The following is a 21305-nucleotide window of genomic DNA, read 5'->3' on the forward strand; positions in this document are numbered from 1 at the left end:
TTTCACTCTGGGGGCAGCGGTACCTAGGAGGCGTCATGCGCTGGGAGAACCTCACCGTGGAATCCGGCGGCCACAGCCGGGCTGCCGACACCGCGCTGTTCGGCGCGGACGCCGTGGTCAGCCGCCAGTTCGACACACCCGAGTTCAGAGGGATCACGTTCCACGAGGTGCGGGCCCGCTCGATCATCAACCGGGTGCCCGGGGCCTCGCGGATGCCCTTCGAGTGGACGGTCAACCCCTACCGGGGCTGCTCGCACGCGTGCGTCTACTGCTTCGCCCGCAAGACGCACACCTATCTGGACCTCGACTCGGGGCTCGACTTCGACTCCCAGATCGTGGTCAAGGTCAACGCCCCGGAGCTGCTGCGCCGCCAGCTCGGCTCGCGCCGCTGGCAGGGCGAGCACATCGCGATGGGCACCAACGTCGACTGCTACCAGCGCGCGGAGGGCCGCTACCGCCTGATGCCGGGCATCCTGACCGCCCTGCGCGACCACGCCAACCCCTTCTCGATCCTGACGAAGGGCACGCTGATCCTGCGCGACCTCGACCTGCTGGTGCAGTCGGCGCAGGTGACGGACGTCGGCATCTCCGTGTCGGTCGGCTTCACCGACCCCGAGCTGTGGCGCACGGTGGAGCCGGGCACCCCCGCCCCGGAGCGCCGCCTGGACGTCGTGCGCGCACTCGCCGAGCACGGCATCGGGTGCGGTGTCCTGATGGCGCCCGTGATCCCGTTCCTGAGCGACCAGCCGGCCCAACTGCGCGCCACCGTACGGGCGATCGCGGCCGCCGGCGCCACCTCCGTCACCCCGCTGGTGCTGCACCTGCGGCCCGGCGCCCGCGAGTGGTTCATGGCCTGGCTGGCCCACCACCACCCGTACCTGGTGCGCCGCTACGAGCGCCTGTACGCGGACGGCTCCTACGCCCCGAAGTGGTACCAGCGCCGGATCACCCGTCAGGTCCACGACCTGGCCCAGGAATACGGGATCGGCCCCACGCGCGCGGAGATGCCACGACGGATCAGGCCGCCCGAGCCGCCGGAGCCGGAGATGTCCGAACCGACCCAACTTTCGCTTATTTGAGATCGTACGAGCGCATCCCGCGACCCGATTGGGTCAAGTCTTGCCAGAACGAGTTCTTCCGGGGCTCCTTTCCGGGACGATGCGGCGAAGACCGTGAGACTCGCGGTCCAAATCCCTCCGTCCTGGGAGGACTCCATGAGAAAACGCGCGGTCGTGCTGTGCGGTGTCGCCGTCGTCGTGGCCGGGAGCTTCACCGCCCTCCCCGCCGGCGCGAGCACCTCGCAGCCCCCGGAAACCGCTCAAGCCGCGAAAGTCACCTGGAAGAACTGCGGCACCACCGACTATCCGACGCTCCAATGCGCGTCCCTCAAGGTGCCGCTCGACCACCGCCACCCGTACGGCAAGCAGATCACCCTCGCGCTCTCGCGCGTGAAGCACACCGCGGCAAAGAGCCAGGGCCCGCTGCTGGTCAACCCCGGCGGCCCCGGCGGCAGCGGCCTCTCGCTCGCCGGATTCGTCGCGTCCTCGCTGCCCAAGGCAGTCGCGGCCCAGTACGACGTCATCGGCTTCGATCCGCGCGGAGTGGGCAAGAGCACGCCCGCCCTCAACTGCAAGCCGGGCTACTTCAACCCGGTGCGGCCGGACTCCGTGCCGAGCACGCCGGCCATCGAGAAGGCCAACCTCGACCGCGCCAAGTCCTTCGCCGCCGCCTGCGGCAAGAAGTACGCGGGCGTGCTGCCGTACGTCAACACGATCCAGGCCGTGCAGGACATGGACTCGATCCGTGCGGCACTGGGCGCCAAGAAGACCAGTTACTTCGGTTATTCGTACGGCACTTATCTCGGAGCGGTCTACGCCAAGCTCTTCCCGCAGCGCGTGAAGCGTCTGGTCCTGGACTCGATCGTCGACCCGACCGGTGTCTGGTACGACGACAACATCTCGCAGGACTACGCCTTCGACGCCCGCCAGAAGGCCCTGATGGCCTGGATCGCCAAGTACAACTCGACGTACAAGCTGGGCACCGACCCGGCCAAGATCGAGGCCAAGTGGTACGCGATGCGGGCGGCGCTCGCGAAGAAGCCGGCCGGCGGCAAGGTGGGGGCCTCCGAGCTGGAGGACACCTTCATCCCCGGCGGTTACTACAACGGCTACTGGCCCTATCTGGCCGAGGCGTTCGCGGCGTACGTGAACGACAAGAACGCCGACCCGCTGGTCGAGGCGTACGAGAACTTCGCCGCGGTCGACGCGTCCGGGGACAACGGCTACAGCATCTACACCTCGGTGCAGTGCCGTGACGCCTCCTGGCCGCGCGACTGGAACCAGTGGCGCAAGGACAACTGGGCGGTGTACGACAAGGCGCCGTTCATGACATGGAACAACGCCTGGTACAACGCACCGTGCGCCTTCTGGCCGACGGACTCGCTGAAGCCGGTGCACATCGCCAACGACAAGCTGCCGCCGACGCTGCTGTTCCAGGCGACCAACGACGCGGCCACCCCGTACGAGGGCGGCGCGACGGTGCACCGTCTGCTGGCCGGCTCGAGCTTCGTGGTCGAGCAGGGCGGCGGGAACCACGGCATCACGCTGAGCGGGAACGCCTGCCTGGACAAGTACCTGGCGGCGTATCTGACCGACGGCACGGTGCCGCGCAGCGGCGGACCCGTCGACGCGGTGTGCGCCAAGCTGCCCGACCCCAAGCCGCTGAGCACCAAGGCGGCGCTGACGTCCTCGGGCGGCTCGACGTCCGCCGACGGCTCGGTGCTGCACGGACTGCTGGGCTTCCGCGGCTGACGCCGATACGGAGTTGAGGTCCCGTCGGGGGCGTTGTCGGACCCATGGTCCACGATGGACGCATGAGTCAGCCGACCCGGATTCCCGCCCCCGACGGGGTCTTCCCCGCCGCCCAGTACAGCCATGTCGTCATGGGCACCGGCCGTTTCGTGGCGATCGCCGGCCAGCTCGCCCTGGACGAGGACGGCAAGCCCGTCGGCGAGGGCGACCCCGAGGCCCAGGCCCGCCAGGTCTTCGAGAACCTGCGCCGCTGCCTGGCGGCCGCCGGCGCGACCTTCGACGACGTCGTCAAACTCACCTATTTCGTCACGGACATGGCCCACATGCCCGCGATCCGCACGGCCCGCGCCGAGCACATACCCGACGACCGCCTCCCCGCCGCCTCCGCGGTGCAGGTGGCCGCGCTGGTCCGGCCCGAGTTCCTGATGGAGATCGAGGCGTTCGCGGTAGTGGGCGCATGAGCGGTCTCAGGATCCGCGAGATGGCGCTCGCCGACTGCGACCGCGTGGCCGAGATCCGCGTCGGCGGCTGGCGGAGGGCGTACCGGGGGATCATCCCGCAGTCGTACCTCGACGCGATGAGCGTGGGCGAGGACGCCGAGCGCCGCCGCGCCCGCTTCAAGGAGAGTCTGCGGAGCGACGGCGAGGTGGTGAACCTGGTCGCCGTGGCGGACGGCGAGATCGTCGGCTGGGCCTGCCACGGCCCGTACCGGGACGGCGAAGTGCACACCGGGGACGCCGAGTTGTACGCGATCTACGTGGACCCTGCCCGGTTCGGCGCCGGGGCCGGGCGCGCCCTGATCACGGAGTCGGTGCGACGGTGCACGGCCGCCGGGCACCTCCGCATGTACCTGTGGGTCCTCGAGGAGAACGCGCGCGCCCGGCGCTTCTACGAGCGCTCGGGCTTCCACGCGGACGGCACCGCGGAACCCTTCGAGGTGGACGGCGTCGCGGTGCCCGAGGTGCGGTACGCCAGGGACCTCACCGGCTGACGCGGCGTCACCTCTGCTTCGGGATCCGCGCCAGCGCCTGCACCGCCGCCTCCGCCAGCACCGGATGCGCCAGGGCCTCGTTCAGTACGGGCCGGGCGCGGGCGTCCTCGAGGCTGCCGAGCCCCTCCACGCAGGCGAGGGCCACGCGCCGGTACGGGTCGTGCGGGCGCAGCCTGCGCTCCAGGGTGGTGATCAGTGCCGGCACGGATTCGGGGGCGCGCAGCTCGGCCAGCAGCCGGACCGGGTGCAGGGCGTAGGCGACGCGCAGCTCGTTGGTGGCGAGGGCGGCCGCCGCGCGCGCAGTGCGGGGGTCGTCGAGGCGGGCAAGCGCGTACGCGGCGGAGGCACAGCGCTGCGGATCACGGTGGTTCAGGAACAGGACGAGGGACTCGAAGGCCCGCCGGTCGCCCGCGAGCCCCAGCCGGAACGCGGCCAGCTCCCTGGCCCACAGCGGCTGCCCGGGCTCGGTCAGCACCCGCGCCAGCTCGTCGGGGTCCTCGGTCGCCACGAGACGGTCGTACGCGGCGGACGCCCCGGACTCCGCTCGTAAACGCTCCGTGAGTGATCGCAACTCTTCGTCCATGGCACCGAGATTAGAGGCGTCGTCGATCTCTCGGGACGTACATCACAAACACGGGGACTAGCGCGCTCGTTACCCGCCGGTTAAGCTCAGACGAGCGAGTTACCCACTCGCACCTGCTTGCGGCGGCCTGGTGACGCAGCCGTCGTAAGGGCAGTCGGTTCGGTACATCGAGTACCGCAGCACGACCCGGCCTCGGGACAGGGCCGGTCGAATCACCACCGTTCGCTCCAGGCGTGTGCGCGCCGACGGCGACGGCAGGCACCGGGCGTGTGCGCTTGCAGCCCGGCAACACCCGCATCTCATTCACGCACCCGGTGCGCCACGGCTTCGACTCCGGTCGGGCCCGGCTCGGCGCACCCGGGCGCGCTCCCAGTCGTCACCCTCATTCCTGGAGTCCCGCGATGGCCACTCCCCTGTCCCAGACCCCTTCGTCTCCGCTCACGACCATTGCCGTCGTCGGCCTCGGCACCATGGGCACCGGTATCACCGAGGTGCTCGCCAAGGCCGGCCGCGAGGTCGTCGGCATCGACATCAGCGAGGCCGCGACCGCCAAGGCCGTCGCCGCCCTGGAGGCCGCCACCGCCCGTGCCGTGGAGAAGGGCCGGCTGACCGAGCAGGAGCGCACGGACGTCCTCGCCCGTGTCCGCACCTCCACCGACCTGCGGGCCGCCGCCGACGCCGATCTCGTCATCGAGGTGGCTCCGGAGTCGTACGAGATCAAGCACCAGATCTTCCGCGAACTGGACGGCATCGTGCGCCCGGAGACGATCCTGGCGACCGGCACCAACGCCCTGTCCGTGACCCGGCTCGCCGCCGACTCGGCCCGCCCGGAGCGCGTGCTCGGCCTGCACTTCTTCAACCCGGCGCCGGCGATGAAGCTGGTCGAGGTCGTCTCCTCCGTCCTCACCGCACCCACCGCCGTCACGGCCGTCACCAACCTCGCGCTCGACCTCGGCAAGGAGCCCGTCGCGGTCGGCGACCGGCCCGGGTTCGTCGCCGACGGGCTGCTGTTCGGCTACCTCAACCAGGCCGCCGCGATGTACGAGGCCAAGTACGCCTCCCGCGAGGACATCGACGCGGCGATGCGGCTCGGCTGCGGTCTGCCGATGGGCCCGCTCGCGCTGCTCGACCTGATCGGCGTCGACACCGCCCGTACGGTCCTGGAGGCCATGTACGCCGAGTCGCACGACCGGCTGCACGCCCCCGCCCCGATCCTCAAGCAGCTCAGCGAGGCGGGCCTGACCGGCCGCAAGTCGGGCCGCGGCTTCTACACCTACGAGGCCCCGGGCAGCGCCACCGTCGTGCGGGACGCGCTGACGCCGCTGGACGGCGCCACCCTGACGCCGGGCCGCGAGGTCCGCTCCGTCGGCGTCGCCGGCTCCGGCACCATGGCGTCCGGCATCGCCGAGGTCTTCGCCAAGGCCGGCTACGAGGTCGTGCTCGCCGCCCGCAGCGAGGAGAAGGCGCAGACCGCCAAGGCCCGTATCGGCAAGTCGCTCTCGCGCTCGGTCGACAAGGGGCGGATGACCGCCGAGGCCGCCGCGCAGACCCTGGACCGGATCACCGCGGCGGGCTCCTACGAGTCCTTCGCCGAGGTCGACCTGGCCGTCGAGGCGGTCGCCGAGGACCTGGAGATCAAGCAGCAGCTGTTCGCGACGCTGGACAAGGTCTGCAAGCCGGGCGCGGTCCTGGCCACCACGACCTCGTCCCTGCCGGTCGTCGCCTGCGCCCGTGCCACCTCGCGTCCGCAGGACGTGATCGGCATGCACTTCTTCAACCCGGCGCCGGCGATGAAGCTGGTCGAGGTCGTCCGTACGGTGTTGACGGCCGAGGACGTCCACTCAACGGTCCGCGAGGTCTGCGTCAAGATCAGGAAGCATGCGGTCGACTGTGGAGACCGTGCAGGCTTCATCGTGAATGCACTGCTTTTCCCGTACCTCAACAACGCGATCAAGATGGTGCAGGAACACTATGCATCTCTTGACGACATTGACGCGGCGATGAAGCTGGGCGGCGGCTACCCGATGGGCCCCTTCGAGCTGCTGGACGTCGTCGGGCTGGACGTCTCCCTTGCGATCGAGAAGGTCCTGCACCGCGAGTTCCGCGACCCGGGCCTGGCCCCGGCGCCGCTCCTGGAGCACCTGGTGGCCGCGGGCTGCCTCGGCCGGAAGACGGGCCGTGGCTTCCGCGAATATGCCCGCCGCTGACGGCGCCGGCGACTGGTTCAGAGGCGAGACGGACTGGGGTGGACTGCTCGAGCCGGGCAGTCACCCCGTGTCCGCCGGGCCCGGTGCACCCCCGCCCACACCGGGCGGGGGAAGCCCGGTACATGCGCAACAAGCTGCGCACATGCAGTACGTTCGGGTCATGTCCCAGCCCGCCAAGTCCTCACGTACACCAGCCACGCCCGACGCGCCGGAAAGTGCCGCAGGCAGTCGCGCGGCCGCCCAGCGGCTCAAGATGCGCCGCGAGCTGGCGGCCGCGGCGATGGAGCTGTTCGCGACCAAGGGGTACGAGGCGACCACCGTCGACGAGATCGCGGCCGCGGCCGGGGTCGCGCGCCGCACCTTCTTCCGCCACTTCCGTTCCAAGGAAGAGGCGATCTTCCCCGACCACGACGACACATTGATCCGTGCGGAGGCCGTGCTCAATGCGGCTCCCCCGCACGAGCACCCGCTCGACACGGTGTGCCGCGGCATCAAGGAAGTCATGCGGATGTACGCGGCCCGGCCGGAGATCTCGGTCGCCCGCTACAAGCTCACCCGCGAGGTGCCCACCCTGCGCGAGGCGGAGATCGCGTCGGTGGCCCGCTACGAGCGCCTCTTCACCCGCTACCTCCTCGGGCACTTCGACGAGCACGCGCACGACGACGACGCCAACGACGACCCGCTGCTGGCGGAGGTCGCCGCGTCCGCGGTCGTCACCGCCCACAACCACGTCCTCAGACGCTGGCTGCGGGCCGGCGGCCAGGGCGACGTGGAGGCGCAGCTGGACCACGCCTTCGCGATCGTGCGCAAGACGTTCGGATCGGGCATCGGCGCGGGCCGCACGACGGCACCGAAGCCGCCGGCTCCCGCGACGGTCTCCACCCAGGGCGAGGTCCTGGTCACCGTCGCCCGCACCGACGCACCGCTGGACGAGGTCATGCGGACCATCGAGGAGGCACTGAAGGACCGCTGAGCCCCTTCGCGAGGGTGTCCTGGGACACTCCGCGCCTGTGATGACGGCCACCCACCCGGGTGGCCGTTTTGGCATGTCAGGGGCCCTTTTCAGGCGCCTTTCAGACCCTGTTCGATCGATCATCGCTCATTTGTTACGTAAAGATTTCACCTGAGGGCAATCTCTGGCACTCAGTGCCTTGCGGGGTGACACGCGGTGTCATACGTTGAAGGAGTCCGGGCGGCCGGCGTGCAGAGACCTTTCGCACGTCGGCTGTCCCAGCAAGCCAATGGCCTGCACGCCCGGACGCCTGCGTCACAGGCAACCTCCCGCGCCACAAAGCGCTGCCGAACAGCATCACCGCCGAACCGACGGCACTTCCCAAACCCCTCAGCAGCACACCGACGTAACCCTCAGCACCCCTCCCTCAGGGTGCGCATCGCCGGAGGCAACACCGTGACCGTGAAGGACATCCTGGACGCGATCCAGTCGACCGACTCGACGCCGGCCGACTTCGCCGCTCTGCCGCTCCCCGAGTCTTACCGCGCGATCACCGTGCACAAGGACGAGACGGAGATGTTCGCGGGTCTGGAGACCCGCGACAAGGACCCGCGCAAGTCGATCCACCTCGACGAGGTGGCCCTGCCCGAGCTCGGCCCGGGCGAGGCCCTGGTGGCCGTCATGGCCTCCTCGGTCAACTACAACTCCGTGTGGACCTCGATCTTCGAGCCGCTGTCCACGTTCGGCTTCCTGGAGCGCTACGGCCGCCTCAGCGAGCTGACCAAGCGGCACGACCTGCCGTACCACATCATCGGCTCCGACCTCGCGGGCGTCGTCCTGCGCACCGGCCCGGGCGTCAACGCCTGGAAGCCCGGTGACGAGGTCGTCGCGCACTGCCTCAGCGTCGAGCTGGAGTCGTCCGACGGCCACAACGACACGATGCTCGACCCCGAGCAGCGCATCTGGGGCTTCGAGACGAACTTCGGCGGTCTCGCCGAGATCGCGCTCGTCAAGTCCAACCAGCTGATGCCGAAGCCGGACCACCTCAGCTGGGAGGAGGCCGCCGCTCCCGGTCTGGTCAACTCCACCGCCTACCGCCAGCTGGTCTCCCGCAACGGCGCCGGCATGAAGCAGGGCGACAACGTCCTGATCTGGGGCGCGAGCGGCGGCCTCGGCTCGTACGCCACGCAGTTCGCGCTGGCCGGCGGCGCCAACCCGATCTGTGTCGTCTCCAGCGACCAGAAGGCGGACATCTGCCGCGCGATGGGCGCCGAGGCGATCATCGACCGCAACGCCGAGGGCTACAAGTTCTGGAAGAACGAGCACGAGCAGGACCCGCGGGAGTGGAAGCGCTTCGGCAAGCGCATCCGCGAACTCACCGGCGGCGAGGACGTCGACATCGTCTTCGAGCACCCCGGCCGCGAGACCTTCGGGGCGTCCGTCTACGTCACGCGCAAGGGCGGCACCATCGTCACCTGCGCCTCGACCTCGGGCTACAACCACGAGTACGACAACCGCTACCTGTGGATGTCCCTGAAGCGGATCATCGGCTCGCACTTCGCCAACTACCGCGAGGCCTGGGAGGCCAACCGGCTCATCGCGAAGGGCAAGATCCACCCGACGCTGTCGAAGGTCTACTCCCTGGAGGAGACCGGCCAGGCGGCCTACGACGTGCACCGCAACCTCCACCAGGGCAAGGTCGGCGTGCTGTGCCTGGCCCCCGAGGAGGGTCTCGGCGTGCGCGACGAGGAGATCCGCGCCAAGCACATCGACGCCATCAACCGCTTCCGCAACATCTGAGACACCCGGGGTCATAGATGACTGAGCGTCAGCCCGCCGAAGGCAAGCGGGAGAAGGACCGGCCGTGGCTCATGCGCACCTACGCCGGTCACTCCACGGCCGAGGCGTCCAACGAGCTGTACCGGCGCAACCTCGCCAAGGGCCAGACCGGCCTGTCGGTCGCGTTCGACCTGCCGACGCAGACCGGCTACGACTCCGACCACATCCTCGCCCGCGGCGAGGTCGGCCGGGTCGGCGTGCCGGTCGCGCACCTCGGTGACATGCGCCGGCTGTTCCAGGACATCCCCCTGGAGCAGATGAACACCTCGATGACGATCAACGCCACCGCCATGTGGCTGCTGGCGCTCTACCAGGTCGTCGCCGAGGAGCAGGGTGCGGACATCACCAAGCTCCAGGGCACGACCCAGAACGACATCGTCAAGGAGTACCTGTCCCGCGGCACGCACGTGTTCCCGCCGGGGCCGAGCCTCCGACTGACGACCGACATGATCGCGTACACGGTCTCCCACATCCCGAAGTGGAACCCGATCAACATCTGCAGCTACCACCTGCAGGAAGCGGGCGCCACACCGGTCCAGGAGATCGCGTATGCCATGTCCACCGCGATCGCGGTCCTGGACGCCGTCCGGGACTCCGGTCAGGTGCCGCAGGAGAAGTTCGGTGACGTCGTCGCCCGTATCTCCTTCTTCGTGAACGCGGGCGTCCGCTTCGTCGAGGAGATGTGCAAGATGCGCGCGTTCGGCCGCATCTGGGACAAGGTCACACGCGAGCGCTACGGCATCGAGAACGCCAAGCAGCGCCGCTTCCGGTACGGCGTCCAGGTCAACTCCCTGGGTCTGACCGAGGCGCAGCCGGAGAACAACGTCCAGCGGATCGTGCTGGAGATGCTGGCCGTGACCCTCTCCAAGGACGCACGCGCGCGTGCCGTCCAACTCCCGGCCTGGAACGAGGCGTTGGGCCTGCCCCGCCCGTGGGACCAGCAGTGGTCGCTGCGCATCCAGCAGGTCCTGGCGCACGAGAGCGACCTGCTGGAGTACGAGGACATCTTCGAGGGCTCGCACGTCATCGAGGCGAAGGTCGCGAAGCTCGTCGAGGAGTCCCTCGCGGAGATCGGGCGGATCCAGGAGATGGGCGGCGCCATGGCCGCCGTCGAGTCCGGGTACCTCAAGTCGCAGCTCGTCTCCTCGCACGCCGAGCGCAGGGCTCGTATTGAGTCCGGTCAAGAGAAGATCGTCGGCGTCAACATCTTCGAGACGACCGAGCCCAATCCACTGACCGCGGATCTCGATACAGCCATCCAGACAGTCGATCCGGCTGTCGAGGCCCGCGTCATCGCGTCACTGCAGAACTGGCGCGACACCCGCTACCAGCCGCCCTTCAACCACCCGCGCCCCTGCAAGGCGCTGGAGAAGCTGAAGGAGGCCGCCAAGGGCACCGGCAATCTCATGGAGGCCACCCTGGAGTGCGCCCGGGCTGGGGTCACCACCGGCGAGTGGGCCGGCGCCCTGCGCGAGGTGTTCGGCGAGTTCCGGGCTCCGACCGGTGTCTCGTCGGCGCCGGTGGCGGTCCCCGCCGAGGAGGGCTCGGCCATGTCCGAGGTCCGCCGCAAGGTCGACCTGACGGCCAAGGACCTGGGCGTCGGCAAGCTCCGCTTCCTGGTCGGCAAGCCGGGCCTGGACGGGCACTCCAACGGCGCCGAGCAGATCGCCGTGCGCGCCCGTGACGCCGGCTTCGAGGTGGTCTACCAGGGCATCCGGCTGACGCCCGAGCAGATCGTGGACGCGGCCCTCGCCGAGGACGTGCACGCGGTCGGCCTGTCCATCCTCTCCGGCTCGCACGCCCAGCTCGTTCCGGACGTGCTGGAACGCCTCCGTGTGGCCGGTGCCACAGATATACCGGTGATCGCCGGTGGCATCATCCCGAATGGTGACGCCGAGCAGCTGAGGGCCGCCGGAGTGGCCGCCGTCTTCACCCCGAAGGACTTCGACATCACCGGAATCATCGGCCGCATCGTCGACGAGATCCGGAAAGCGAACAAGCTCGACCCCCTGGAGGTCCCCGCATGACCACGCCCGTCAACCGTCTGCGTCCGCGACGCTCCTGCCTCGCGGTCCCCGGAAGCAACCCCCGCTTCCTGGAGAAGGCGCAGGGCCTCCCGGCCGACCAGGTCTTCCTCGACCTGGAGGACGCGTGCGCGCCGCTCGCCAAGCCCGAGGCGCGGCACACCATCGTCAAGTTCCTCAACGAGGGTGACTGGACGGGCAAGACGAGGGTCGTGCGCGTCAACGACTGGACGACCGAGTGGACGTACCGCGATGTCGTCACGGTCGTCGAGGGCGCCGGTCAGAACCTCGACTGCATCATGCTGCCGAAGGTGCAGACCGCCCAGCAGGTCGTCGCCCTCGACCTGCTGCTGACCCAGATCGAGAAGACCATGGGCTTCGAGGTCGGCAAGATCGGCATCGAGGCGCAGATCGAGAACGCCCAGGGCCTCAACAACGTCAACGAGATCGCGACGGCCTCCCAGCGCGTCGAGACGATCATCTTCGGCCCGGCCGACTTCATGGCGTCGATCAACATGAAGTCGCTGGTCGTGGGCGAGCAGCCGCCCGGCTACCCGGCGGACGCCTACCACTACATCCTGATGAAGATCCTGATGGCCGCCCGCGCCAACAACCTCCAGGCGATCGACGGCCCCTACCTGCAGATCCGCAACATCGACGGCTACCGCGAGGTCGCCCAGCGCGCCGCCGCCCTCGGTTTCGACGGCAAGTGGGTGCTGCACCCGGGCCAGGTCGAGGCGTCCAACGAGATCTTCTCGCCCTCGCAGGAGGACTACGACCACGCCGAGCTGATCCTGGACGCGTACGACTACTACACGTCCGAGGCGGGCGGCAAGAAGGGCTCCGCGATGCTCGGCGACGAGATGATCGACGAGGCCAGCCGCAAGATGGCCCTGGTCATCTCCGGCAAGGGCCGCGCCGCCGGCATGCAGCGCACCAGCAAGTTCGAGATCCCGGAGGCCTGAGCGCGATGCAGTTCGGACGCACCTACGAGGAGTTCGAGGTCGGGGCGACGTACAAGCACTGGCCGGGCAAGACGGTCACGGAGTACGACGACCACCTGTTCTGTCTCCTCACCATGAACCACCACCCGCTCCACATGGACACGAACTATGCGGAGAAGACGACGGACTTCGGCAAGAACGTCGTCGTCGGCAACTACATCTACTCGCTGCTGCTCGGCATGAGCGTGCCGGACATCTCCGGCAAGGCGATCGCCAACCTGGAGATCGAGTCGCTCAAGCACGTGGCGCCGACCTTCCACGGCGACACGATCTACGGCCAGACGACCGTGCTCGACAAGTGGCCGTCGAAGTCCAAGAGCGACCGCGGCATCGTCTACGTCGAGACCAAGGGCTACAAGCAGGACGGCACGCTGGTCTGCGTGTTCCGCCGCAAGGTGATGGTGCCGACCGAGACGTACATCAAGGAGCGCGGCGGCGAACAGCCCGGCCGCCCCGAGCTGAAGCAGCAGGAGAAGTAAGCCATGGCGCGACTCGCCCAGACCGCCGGTCTGACCGACATCCAGCAGGAGATCCTCTCCACCGTCCGCGACTTCGTGGACAAGGAGATCATCCCGGTCGCGACCGAGCTGGAGCACCGCGACGAGTACCCGCAGCAGATCGTCGACGGCCTCAAGGAACTCGGCCTGTTCGGCCTGATGATCCCCGAGGAGTACGGGGGTCTGGGCGAGTCGCTCCTCACCTACGCCCTGTGCGTCGAGGAGATCGCCCGCGGCTGGATGTCGGTCTCCGGCATCATCAACACCCACTTCATCGTGGCGTACATGCTCAAGCAGCACGGCACGCAGGAGCAGAAGGACCACTTCCTGCCGCGCATGGCGGCCGGCGACATCCGCGGCGCCTTCTCGATGTCGGAGCCGGCCCTGGGCTCGGACGTGTCCGCGATCACCTCCAAGGCGGTCAAGGACGGCGACGAATACGTCCTCAACGGCCAGAAGATGTGGCTGACGAACGGCGGAACGTCATCTCTGGTCGCCGTACTCGTCCGAAGTGATGAAGGACACCCCGAGGGCACCGCGCCCCACAAGTCGATGACGACCTTCCTGGTGGAGAAGGAGCCCGGCTTCGGAGAGGTCCGCCCCGGCCTCACCATCCCCGGGAAGATCGACAAGATGGGCTACAAGGGCGTCGACACGACCGAACTCATCATGGATGGCCTGCGGATTCCGGCCAACCGCGTGCTCGGTGGCGAGACCGGCCGAGGTTTTTACCAAATGATGGACGGAGTGGAGGTCGGCCGCGTGAATGTGGCGGCGCGTGGCTGTGGCGTCGCTCAGCGTGCGTTCGAGCTCGGCGTCCAGTACGCCCAGCAGCGCCACACGTTCGGCAAGCCGATCGCCCAGCACCAGGCCATCCAGTTCAAGCTGGCCGAGATGGCTACCAAGGTCGAGGCCGCCCATGCGATGATGGTGAACGCGGCTCGCAAAAAGGACTCCGGCGAACGAAACGACCTTGAGGCTGGGATGGCGAAGTACCTCGCCTCCGAGTACTGCAAGGAGGTCGTGGAGGACGCCTTCCGGATCCACGGCGGCTACGGCTTCTCCAAGGAGTACGAGATCGAGCGCCTCTACCGTGAGGCTCCGATGCTGCTGATCGGTGAAGGTACCGCCGAAATCCAGAAAATGATCATCGGTCGCAGGCTGCTCGAAGAGTATCGGTTCCAGGGTTAGATGTCCGGATACGGGGTGTTTTCTTGGAGAAGAAGATCACACCCCGTCAGTTCTCTTCTGCCGCCGACTCGGCTTCCTGGCTTGCCCAGTTGCGGCCCGCGACCGGTACGATCCCGGGAAAGCCGCCGTCCCCCGTTACAGCGCGGCATCATCCGCTACGAAGGTCATCCATGCCCCACAGCCAAACCTCTGCACCACGCGACAGCCTGGCAGGCGTACGTATTGCGCGCGGAGCATCGCCGTGGCTTCTCCCGACCGTCGCCACCGCAGCCCTCAGCCTGGCCCGTGCGCGCCGCTCCGGCGCCGCCAAGGCCGTGGCCGTACCCGCCACCGCACTCGCGGCGGGCATGCTGTGGTTCTTCCGCGACCCCGAGCGTGAGATCGCCCCGGGCCGGGTCATCTCGCCCGCCGACGGTGTGGTGCAGAGCATCATGCCGTGGAAGGACGGCCGCACCCGCGTCGCGATCTTCATGAGCCCGCTCAACGTCCACGTCAACCGCGCGCCGCTCTCCGGCACGGTGACGTCGGTCGAGCACATCCCGGGTGGGTTCGTTCCGGCGTTCAACAAGGAGAGCGAGAACAACGAGCGCGTAGTCTGGCACTTCGACACCGAACTCGGCGACATCGAGATGATCCAGATCGCCGGCGCGGTGGCCCGTCGCATCGTCCCCTACATCCCGCAGGGCACGAAGGTCGAGCAGGGCGACCGTATCGGTCTGATCCGCTTCGGCTCGCGTGTCGACATCTACCTGCCCGAGGGCGTGGAGGTCGCGGTCGAGGTCGGTCAGAAGACCGTGGCTGGGGTGACTCGCATTGACCGTGATTGATCCTGATACCCAGGCGGGCTGGGTGCCCGAGGCCGACGAGGTGGACGAAGAGGAGGAGATGCCCCTTTCTCTCCGCCTCTCAATAGCGGACACCCTCACCCTCGGCAACGCGACGTGCGGCTTCATGGCGGTGTACTTCACGACCACCGGCATCCTGATCCCGCACCTCACCGGTGACCAGGAGACCGGCATGGCCCGCCACAGCGCGGCCACCGCGGTCATCCTGATGCTGTGCGCGGCGGTCTTCGACCTGTTCGACGGCCTCGTGGCGCGCAAGCTGCGCTCCTCGCCGATGGGTGCGGAGCTGGACAACCTCTCGGACCTGATCAGCTTCGGTCTGGCGCCGGCGTACTTCGTCCTCGTCTACGGCATGGTCGCGGACGACGCGCACCAGAGAGTGGCTGCGGTCGGGGCAATCGTGGTGCTCCTGGCGGTGGTGCTCCGGCTTGCGCGCTTCTCGTGCGTGACGGTCCCGAACGGCATGTTCCAGGGCATGCCCTCGCCGTTCGGCGCGCTGACGGTCGTCTCGATCGTCCTGCTGGAGCTGCCCTTCGTGGCAACGCTCCTGGCGATCCTCGGCACGGCCTGGCTGATGGTGAGCCGGGTCGAGTACCCGAAGCCGCGAGGGCGCCTCGCGGTGGCGATGCTGTCCTGGATCGTCGTGTCCATGGGCCTCCTGGCCGCCTGGGCCTTCGACGCCCCGAGCGGCCAGCTGCTCCTCCAGACGGGCTGCGCACTCCAGCTGGTCACCGGCGCAGTGATCCCGCTGTTCGCCACGGCCCGCCGGGTGAACAACTTCCGTGACAACCGGCGCGAGGCACGGGCGGCACAGCTGCCGTAGCGGTTGGAAGCCGTAGCGGTTCTACGACGGTGAAGGGCCCCGAGCCACTCGGCTCGGGGCCCTTCGTCGTTCCGTGAGGCGGCGGCCTCAGCTCAGGAAGTCCCGGCCGATCTGCTCCGCCACCCGCTCCAGGATCGGCCCGGCGTCCGCGATGCACTTGGCGACGTCCGGCTCGACCTGCGTCAGCGGGTACGCCCGGCGGATCCCCGCCCGTCCCAGAGCCTCCGGCGGCAGCGCGAGGCGGCCGCAGACGGCGACGACCTCCTTGTCCGCGGCGCGTGCGGCGGCGGCGACGCCTGCGGGGGCCTTGCCGTGCAGGGTCTGTTCGTCCAGGGAGCCCTCGCCCGTGATGACGAGGTCGGCCCACTCCAGTGCGGGTGCAAAGCCGAGAACCTCGAGCATCACCTCGATGCCGGGGCGGAAGCGGGCGCCGAGCAGCAGGGCGCCGTAGCCGATGCCGCCGGCCGCTCCGGCGCCCGGGGAGGCGGCGTGTTCCGCGGCCTTCGCGCCGACCGCCTCCTCCAGCACCTTGGCGTAGTGCGCGAGGGCGGTGTCCAGGGTCTCCACGTCGTCCGGGGAGGCGCCCTTCTGCGGGCCGTAGACGGCGGGGGCGCCCTTCGGGCCGGTCAGCGGGTTGTCGACGTCGCTCGCCAGGACCAGTTGGACCGAGGCAAGGCGGGGGTCCAGGTCCGACAGGTCGGCGGAGGCGAGCTCGCTCAGGCCGCCGCCGCCCGGCGGGACCGGCTCGCCGTCCGCGTCCAGGAACCGCGCGCCCAGCGCGGACAGCATGCCGGCGCCGCCATCGGTCGTGGCGCTGCCGCCGACGCCGAAGACGATGGTCCGGGCGCCCGCGTCGAGGGCGGCCCGCAGCAGCTCTCCGGAGCCGTACGTGGACGCCGTGAGCGGTGCGAAGACACCGGCCGGCAGCCGCTGCAGGCCGCTCGCCTCCGCCATCTCCACGACTGCCGTGCCCGCGCGCAGTGCGAAGGCCGCCGTCACCTCGTGGCCGAGCGGTCCGGCGACGCGCACCTCGCGGCGCTCGAAACCGGCCGCGACCGCCGCGTCCACGGTCCCGTCGCCGCCGTCGGCCACGGGCAGCGCCTCCACCTGGAGGTCCGGTACGACCTTGCGCAGCCCGGCCATCACCCGTTCGGCGACCTGCACCGCCGTCAGTGACCCCTTGAACTTGTCCGCGGCGATGAGCACCCTCTGGGCACCGATGCCTGCAGCGTCCGCCACCTTGTCTTCCCCTTGCTCTCCGGGCCTCACGCATGTCAAGGCCAGTCGCGCCGCTGCGACCTTAACCGGAGAGCGCCCCCGCCGTCATGCACCGCCCGGACCCTGGGACGTCCCTCTGAGCCGTCTGTGCGCCCTTGTCGAACCGCGGGCAGCATCGTCCGGAATTGGGTAGACCGGAGCTATGACCCCTGTGGGCACTGAGCCAGAGCTCACCGACCGCATCCTCGGGGGCTGGCTGGGCCGGATCGCGGGCAACATGCTCGGCAAGCCGGTCGAGCAGGGCGACCTGTGGACGCGGGACCGTATCGACCGCTATCTGCGGCAGGCCGCCGCCCTGCCCCTGACCGACTACCTCCCCGAGCCCGCCGACGAGAGCGACGGCTTCGAGCTGCGCCCCGAGTGGCGCCAGTGTGTACGCGGCCGCATCCACGGCAGCTGCCGGGACGACGACGTCGACTACGCGATCCTCGGCCTCGACCTCCTGGAGACCCACGGCTTCGGCTTCAGCACCGAGCAGGTGGGTGAACTGTGGCTGCTGCGGCTGCCGTATCTGCAGACCTTCACGGCGGAGCGGGCCACGTACCGCAACCTCGCCAACGGCCTGAAGCCGCCGCTCACCGCCACCTACGACAACCCGTACCAGGAGTGGATCGGCGCCCTGATCCGCGCCGACATCTACGGCTGGACCTGCCCCGGCGTCCCGCGCCGCGCCGCCTCCCTGGCCCGCCGGGACGCGGTGCTCTCGCACACCGGCAACGGCGTGTACGGCGCGATGTGGGCGGCGGCGCTGATCGCGGCGGCGTTCACGGCCCCCACAGTGCGGCACGCGGTGGACCAGGCGCTCGCCGTGATCCCGGCGAGCAGCCGCCTCGCCCGGACGGTCCGCCGGGTCGTCTCGCTCCACGACACCCGGATGACCTGGGAGGACACGCTGACGACGGTCGCCGAGGAGACCGCCGGGCTCGGCTGGATCCACACCATCCCGAACGCCGCCGTACTCACCGCGGGTCTCTTGTACGGCGACGGAGACTTCACCCGCACGATCACGCTGACTGTCCGCGGCGGCCTGGACACCGACTCCAACGGGGCGACGGCGGGCTCCGTGGCCGGCGTGCTGACCGGGGCGGACGCGATCCCGACGCAGTGGAAGGAGCCGTTGGAGGACACGGTCCGCAGTGCGGTGTTCGGGTTCGACGGGGTGCGGATCAGTGAGCTGGCGGAGCGGACGGTGCAGTTGGCGGAGGCCGAGCCTTAGGGAGCAGGGGGTGCGTTCGCCGGAACCGGCGCTGCCGCTTCCGTGAACGCTCCGGCCGTCAGTCCCATCGCCCGCAGCACCAGGCGGTCGCGCAGTCCGTCCGGCAGGAACCGCAGCAGGGCGAGCGCGCGGCCGTCGCGGCCGGTGGTGTAGAGGGTGGCGGGGCGGCGCGCGGTCAGGGCGCGGACGACCGCGTTCACGGCGGGCTCGACGGGACCCGGTGTCTGACGTGCGGCGGTGGCTCGTACGGCGTCCAGGGCGGCGGCGTAATACCGCTGGGTGTCGGTCGAGCCCACCCACCCGAGCTCCGCGCTCGCCTTGTCGGCCGTGGCGAAGATGGCGGTGTCCATGGCGCCGGGTTCGACGAGGGAGACCTTGACGCCCTGGCGGTGCAGTTCCGCGCGCAGGGACTGGGTGAGTGCCGACAGGGCCGCCTTGGAGGCGGCGATCGGGCCGAAGAAGGGCGGCGGCACGCGGGCGGAGACGGCGCCGATGTTCACGATCCGGCCGCCGGTCGTCCGTAGAGCGGGCAGAAGGGCCCGGATCACGGCGGCCTGCCCGATGACGTTGATCTCGAACTGGCGCCGCCACGCCTCGGCCGGCGTCAGCTCGACGGGGCCCTGCCCCATGATGGCGGCGCTGTTGACGAGGCCGTCCAGGCGTGGCCCGACGGCCTCTGCGGCGGCGTGGACGGACTCCTCGTCGGTGAGGTCCAGCCGTACGGGTTCGAGGCCGGCATCCCGCAGCGCGGTCGCGTCCGCGGGCCTGCGGTGGGCGGCGTACACGATCCAGCCCTCGGCGTGCAGCCTGCGGGCCACGGCGGAGCCGACGCCGCCGGTGGCGCCGGTGACCAGGACGGTTCGGGGAGGGGGCAGCTCAGCCACAAGGGCCGCCTTTCACAAGGGAGTTCGATGTCCCTTCCACCCTCCGCCGGAGCGCGGGCCGGTTGAAGAGTGCAGAATTTACTGGTGGCAGCGACACCAGGACCGGCAGGGCAGGACCACGGCCGTAAGGCACTCGGCGTGTTCCTGCGCTCGCGCCGGGAGCGCGCCGACCCGGCGGGGACCGGGCTGCCGCCCGGTGGGCGGCGCCGTACGCCGGGACTGCGCCGCGAGGAGGTCTCGCTGCTCTCCGGCGTGAGCCTGACCTGGTACACGTGGCTCGAACAGGGCCGGGACATCAACGTCTCCCCGCAGATCCTGCTGGCCCTCTCCCGCGCCCTGCAGCTGGACGAGGTGGAGCGCACCCACCTGTTCCGCCTGTCGGGCCTGCCCGTCCCGGAACCGGCCGAGCGTTCCCGCGGCGTCCCCGACGCGGTCCGCACGTTCCTGGACACACTGCTGCCCAACCCGGCGTTCGTGATCGACCGCTGCTTCGACATCCTGGCCTGGAACCGGGCGCAGGAGCAGATCCTCGGCCGTGCGCTGCTCGACCGTGCGCCGGGCGAGCTGAACAGCGTCTGGATGCTGTTCCGTGAGCCGCTGCTGCGGTCGCTGATGCCCGAGTGGGAGGCGGAGGCGCGCTGGCTGACCGGGCTGCTGCGCCAGCAGGCGGCGTACGAGCTCGACAACCCCCGCTTCACGGAACTGATCGACGAACTCCTCGCCACCAGTCCGGAGTTCGCGGCGCTGTGGCCGGAGCACGACGTCGTCGAGTTCCGCTCCTCTTTCCGCCGCTACCGTCACCCGGACGTCGGCGACTTCGAGGTGTCGTACGTGCGCATGGCGCTGGAGGAAGCCCCCTGGCTGAGCCTGATCTGTCACTTCCCCGCGCCGGGCAGCGAGGACGAGAGGCGTTTGCGCAAGCTGGTTACGCTTCCTGAATGACCAGCTCTGAAGATTTCGCCGCGTACATCGCGGGACTCCCCCGCGTCCTCTCCGGGGCCGCCGCCCTCTTCCGCGACGCCGGGGGCCGGGTGCTGCTCGTCGAGCCCAACTACCGTGAGGGCTGGGCGCTTCCGGGCGGCACGATCGAGTCCGACGACGGCGAGACCCCACGCCAGGGCGCGCGCCGAGAGACGCTCGAGGAGATCGGCCTCGACCGCGCAATCGGCCGGCTTCTCGCGGTGGACTGGGTGTACATGCCGACCTGGCCGCCGCTGGTGGCCTACCTCTACGACGGCGGGGTCCTGACCGAGGACGACTTCAAGGCGATCCGGCTGCAGGAGGAGGAGCTGCTGTCGTGGCGGCTGGTGGAGCGCGAGGAGCTGGCCGAGTACCTGCCGGGGGCGCTGGGGCGCCGCGTTCTGGCTGCGCTGGAGGTCCTGGCGGAGGGGGCGGGGACGGCGGAGCTGGAGAACGGGCATCGGGTCGGCTGAGGGCCGGCGGGTCGGCTGAGGGCCGGCGGGTCGGCTGAGGGCCGGCGGGTCGGCTGAGGGCCGGCGGGTCGGCTGAGGGCCGGCGGGTCGGTTGACGGCCATCGGGTCAACTGCCGGCACTGGGGCGCTTGACGGCCATCGAGTCAGCTGCCGGCACTGGGGCGCTTGACGGCCATCGAGTCAACTGCCGGCACTGGATCGGCTGACGGCCATCGGGTCAACTGCCGGCACTGGGTCGGCTGACGGCCATCGAGTCAACTGCCGGCACTGGGTCGGCTGACGGCCACGGGGGCACCTCACGCGGTCGGCCGGGATCAGCCTCGGCGGTCGGCCGAATCGTGTCCTCGCCGACCGGGATCAACCGCGACCGCCGGGATCAGAACCGACTGCTGGGATCAGCCCCGCGGCCGGGATCAGAACCGACTGCCGGGATCAGCCCCGCGGCCGAAATCAGAGACCGACTGCCAGCTCAGCCTCGTCGGCCAGAATCAAAAGCCGGCTGCTGGGCTCAGCCCTCGACGTCCCTGGGCTTCACGTCCACCTCGCGCAGCGCCTCGTCCCGCGCGGCGATCCGGGCCTCGGTCCGGTGGCCGCGCTCGATGTAGTCGCGGACGACGAGCTCGACGGCGTCCTGGGGGCTGCCCACGCCGGCGAGCACCATGGCTTCCACGACGAGTTCGGCGTCGAGCGAGACGGTGACCTTGGCCATGGCGGGACGCTAGCAGCCT

Annotated in this window: 20 protein-coding genes; 16 read left to right on the forward strand and 4 right to left on the reverse strand. The window is 69.7% G+C overall.

All coding sequences use genetic code 11. The features are described 5' to 3' along the window. Positions 1-35 precede the first annotated feature (35 nt). From ABZ880_RS18765 to ABZ880_RS18780, 4 genes are all read left to right on the forward strand, one after another. Positions 36-1079 carry an Rv2578c family radical SAM protein gene (locus tag ABZ880_RS18765; RefSeq protein WP_361263745.1) on the forward strand — a complete coding sequence of 348 codons (1044 nt, stop codon included), beginning with the start codon at positions 36-38 and terminating at the stop codon, positions 1077-1079. A gap of 135 nt (positions 1080-1214) precedes the next feature. After that, positions 1215-2810 carry an alpha/beta hydrolase gene (locus tag ABZ880_RS18770; protein WP_361263748.1) on the forward strand — a complete coding sequence of 532 codons (1596 nt, stop codon included), beginning with the start codon at positions 1215-1217 and terminating at the stop codon, positions 2808-2810. A gap of 62 nt (positions 2811-2872) precedes the next feature. Next, positions 2873-3271 (forward strand): RidA family protein, encoded by a 399-nt coding sequence (locus tag ABZ880_RS18775; RefSeq protein ID WP_361263751.1) that lies wholly within the window; start codon positions 2873-2875, stop codon positions 3269-3271. Continuing rightward, entirely contained in the window at positions 3268-3801 is a 534-nt protein-coding gene (locus tag ABZ880_RS18780; RefSeq protein WP_361263753.1) for a GNAT family N-acetyltransferase, read from the forward strand. The genes ABZ880_RS18775 and ABZ880_RS18780 overlap by 4 nt, the downstream gene beginning before the upstream one ends. Positions 3802-3808: 7 nt before the next feature. Here the strand turns inward: ABZ880_RS18780 and ABZ880_RS18785 are convergent, their stop codons facing one another. After that, the gene (locus ABZ880_RS18785; protein ID WP_361263756.1) at positions 3809-4384 is read right to left on the reverse strand and encodes an adenylosuccinate lyase; all 576 of its coding nucleotides are present in this window, start codon (positions 4382-4384) and stop codon (positions 3809-3811) included. Between the two features lie 401 nt (positions 4385-4785). Here ABZ880_RS18785 and ABZ880_RS18790 point away from each other — a divergent pair, with 401 nt between their 5' ends. From ABZ880_RS18790 to pssA, 9 genes are all read left to right on the forward strand, one after another. Then, a complete protein-coding gene (locus ABZ880_RS18790; RefSeq protein ID WP_361263759.1) occupies positions 4786-6591 on the forward strand; it encodes a 3-hydroxyacyl-CoA dehydrogenase family protein in 1806 nt (601 codons plus the stop codon). Positions 6592-6751: 160 nt separating this feature from the next. Then, positions 6752-7564 (forward strand): TetR family transcriptional regulator, encoded by an 813-nt coding sequence (locus ABZ880_RS18795; RefSeq protein ID WP_361263761.1) that lies wholly within the window; start codon positions 6752-6754, stop codon positions 7562-7564. A 435-nt stretch (positions 7565-7999) separates the two neighbouring features. Next, positions 8000-9343 (forward strand): crotonyl-CoA carboxylase/reductase, encoded by a 1344-nt coding sequence (ccrA, locus tag ABZ880_RS18800; RefSeq protein WP_361263764.1) that lies wholly within the window; start codon positions 8000-8002, stop codon positions 9341-9343. 17 nt (positions 9344-9360) lie between these two features. Next, positions 9361-11409, forward strand: coding sequence for a protein meaA (locus tag ABZ880_RS18805; protein ID WP_361263767.1), 2049 nt, complete (start codon positions 9361-9363; stop codon positions 11407-11409). Further along, a complete protein-coding gene (locus ABZ880_RS18810; RefSeq protein ID WP_099932428.1) occupies positions 11406-12371 on the forward strand; it encodes a CoA ester lyase in 966 nt (321 codons plus the stop codon). The genes ABZ880_RS18805 and ABZ880_RS18810 overlap by 4 nt, the downstream gene beginning before the upstream one ends. 5 nt (positions 12372-12376) lie before the next feature. After that, the gene (locus tag ABZ880_RS18815) at positions 12377-12889 is read left to right on the forward strand and encodes a MaoC family dehydratase (RefSeq protein WP_361263770.1); all 513 of its coding nucleotides are present in this window, start codon (positions 12377-12379) and stop codon (positions 12887-12889) included. 3 nt (positions 12890-12892) lie between these two features. Further along, positions 12893-14098, forward strand: coding sequence for an acyl-CoA dehydrogenase family protein (locus tag ABZ880_RS18820; protein WP_361263772.1), 1206 nt, complete (start codon positions 12893-12895; stop codon positions 14096-14098). Between the two features lie 170 nt (positions 14099-14268). Further along, positions 14269-14925 (forward strand): phosphatidylserine decarboxylase, encoded by a 657-nt coding sequence (locus ABZ880_RS18825; protein WP_361264269.1) that lies wholly within the window; start codon positions 14269-14271, stop codon positions 14923-14925. Positions 14926-14947: 22 nt separating this feature from the next. Continuing rightward, positions 14948-15766 (forward strand): CDP-diacylglycerol--serine O-phosphatidyltransferase, encoded by an 819-nt coding sequence (gene pssA, locus ABZ880_RS18830; protein ID WP_030936949.1) that lies wholly within the window; start codon positions 14948-14950, stop codon positions 15764-15766. Positions 15767-15853: 87 nt separating this feature from the next. On the opposite strand, the gene ABZ880_RS18835 is transcribed toward pssA, so the two are convergent. Next, positions 15854-16972, reverse strand: coding sequence for a glycerate kinase (locus ABZ880_RS18835; RefSeq protein WP_361264272.1), 1119 nt, complete (start codon positions 16970-16972; stop codon positions 15854-15856). A gap of 214 nt (positions 16973-17186) precedes the next feature. Between ABZ880_RS18835 and ABZ880_RS18840 the strand changes: the two genes are divergently transcribed. Next, positions 17187-18260, forward strand: a complete 1074-nt coding sequence (locus ABZ880_RS18840; RefSeq protein WP_361263775.1) for an ADP-ribosylglycohydrolase family protein — start codon at positions 17187-17189, stop codon at positions 18258-18260. Here ABZ880_RS18840 and ABZ880_RS18845 read toward each other — a convergent pair. Then, positions 18257-19144, reverse strand: a complete 888-nt coding sequence (locus ABZ880_RS18845; RefSeq protein ID WP_361263778.1) for an SDR family NAD(P)-dependent oxidoreductase — start codon at positions 19142-19144, stop codon at positions 18257-18259. The genes ABZ880_RS18840 and ABZ880_RS18845 overlap by 4 nt on opposite strands. A gap of 84 nt (positions 19145-19228) precedes the next feature. On the opposite strand from ABZ880_RS18845, the gene ABZ880_RS18850 reads away from it, so the two are divergent. Beyond that, positions 19229-20086 carry a helix-turn-helix transcriptional regulator gene (locus ABZ880_RS18850; protein ID WP_361263779.1) on the forward strand — a complete coding sequence of 286 codons (858 nt, stop codon included), beginning with the start codon at positions 19229-19231 and terminating at the stop codon, positions 20084-20086. Next, the gene (locus ABZ880_RS18855; RefSeq protein WP_361263782.1) at positions 20083-20577 is read left to right on the forward strand and encodes an NUDIX hydrolase; all 495 of its coding nucleotides are present in this window, start codon (positions 20083-20085) and stop codon (positions 20575-20577) included. Before ABZ880_RS18850 ends, ABZ880_RS18855 begins: the two co-directional genes overlap by 4 nt. Positions 20578-21085: 508 nt before the next feature. On the opposite strand, the gene ABZ880_RS18860 is transcribed toward ABZ880_RS18855, so the two are convergent. Then, the gene (locus tag ABZ880_RS18860) at positions 21086-21286 is read right to left on the reverse strand and encodes a type II toxin-antitoxin system VapB family antitoxin (RefSeq protein WP_361263785.1); all 201 of its coding nucleotides are present in this window, start codon (positions 21284-21286) and stop codon (positions 21086-21088) included. Positions 21287-21305: the final 19 nt, after the last annotated feature.

The organism is Streptomyces sp. NPDC047043 (assembly GCF_040644055.1).
GTDB lineage: Bacteria > Actinomycetota > Actinomycetes > Streptomycetales > Streptomycetaceae > Streptomyces.

What these genes read in the sequence shown, in the direction of transcription:
- ABZ880_RS18785 (WP_361263756.1), bottom strand. Translation starts at nt 4,384, where the DNA reads ATGGACGAAGAGTTGCGATCACTCACGGAGCGTTTACGAGCGGAGTCC.
- ABZ880_RS18820 (WP_361263772.1), top strand. Translation starts at nt 12,893, where the DNA reads ATGGCGCGACTCGCCCAGACCGCCGGTCTGACCGACATCCAGCAGGAG.
- ABZ880_RS18790 (WP_361263759.1), top strand. Translation starts at nt 4,786, where the DNA reads ATGGCCACTCCCCTGTCCCAGACCCCTTCGTCTCCGCTCACGACCATT.
- ABZ880_RS18780 (WP_361263753.1), top strand. Translation starts at nt 3,268, where the DNA reads ATGAGCGGTCTCAGGATCCGCGAGATGGCGCTCGCCGACTGCGACCGC.
- ABZ880_RS18810 (WP_099932428.1), top strand. Translation starts at nt 11,406, where the DNA reads ATGACCACGCCCGTCAACCGTCTGCGTCCGCGACGCTCCTGCCTCGCG.
- ABZ880_RS18855 (WP_361263782.1), top strand. Translation starts at nt 20,083, where the DNA reads ATGACCAGCTCTGAAGATTTCGCCGCGTACATCGCGGGACTCCCCCGC.
- ABZ880_RS18770 (WP_361263748.1), top strand. Translation starts at nt 1,215, where the DNA reads ATGAGAAAACGCGCGGTCGTGCTGTGCGGTGTCGCCGTCGTCGTGGCC.
- ABZ880_RS18825 (WP_361264269.1), top strand. Translation starts at nt 14,269, where the DNA reads ATGCCCCACAGCCAAACCTCTGCACCACGCGACAGCCTGGCAGGCGTA.
- ABZ880_RS18775 (WP_361263751.1), top strand. Translation starts at nt 2,873, where the DNA reads ATGAGTCAGCCGACCCGGATTCCCGCCCCCGACGGGGTCTTCCCCGCC.
- ABZ880_RS18765 (WP_361263745.1), top strand. Translation starts at nt 36, where the DNA reads ATGCGCTGGGAGAACCTCACCGTGGAATCCGGCGGCCACAGCCGGGCT.
- ABZ880_RS18795 (WP_361263761.1), top strand. Translation starts at nt 6,752, where the DNA reads ATGTCCCAGCCCGCCAAGTCCTCACGTACACCAGCCACGCCCGACGCG.
- ABZ880_RS18840 (WP_361263775.1), top strand. Translation starts at nt 17,187, where the DNA reads ATGACCCCTGTGGGCACTGAGCCAGAGCTCACCGACCGCATCCTCGGG.
- ABZ880_RS18860 (WP_361263785.1), bottom strand. Translation starts at nt 21,286, where the DNA reads ATGGCCAAGGTCACCGTCTCGCTCGACGCCGAACTCGTCGTGGAAGCC.
- ABZ880_RS18815 (WP_361263770.1), top strand. Translation starts at nt 12,377, where the DNA reads ATGCAGTTCGGACGCACCTACGAGGAGTTCGAGGTCGGGGCGACGTAC.
- ABZ880_RS18805 (WP_361263767.1), top strand. Translation starts at nt 9,361, where the DNA reads ATGACTGAGCGTCAGCCCGCCGAAGGCAAGCGGGAGAAGGACCGGCCG.